This is a genomic window from Aquabacterium sp. A08 (assembly GCF_011742065.1).
Map to the genome: position 1 here is coordinate 1 of NZ_JAAQQT010000437.1, position 317 is coordinate 317.

General features: G+C 70.0%; 1 protein-coding gene. It reads left to right on the forward strand.

Annotated features, from left to right (window positions below; all coding sequences use genetic code 11):
- The coding region (locus HA630_RS27205) for an aminotransferase class I/II-fold pyridoxal phosphate-dependent enzyme (RefSeq protein WP_166832225.1) at nucleotides 1-317 on the forward strand (317 nt) is incomplete at both ends.

Below are 317 nucleotides of genomic sequence, written 5' to 3' on the forward strand. Positions count from 1 at the left end.
GGCATCATCAGCTTCGCCGGTGGCCTGCCCTCGCCCAAGACCTTTCCGGTGGAGGTGTTTGCCGACGCCTGTGCCCGCGTGCTGCACGACGACGGTCCCGGTGCCTTGCAGTACGCGGCCAGCGAGGGCCTGCCCGCGCTGCGCGAACAGGTGGCGGCGCTGCTGCCCTGGGCGGTGGACCCGGCGCAGGTGCTGATCACCACCGGTTCCCAGCAAGGCCTAGACCTGGTGGCCAAGGTGCTGATCGACCCGGGCAGCCGGGTGCTGGTGGAAACCCCGACCTACCTGGGTGCGCTGCAGGCTTTTGGCCCGATGGA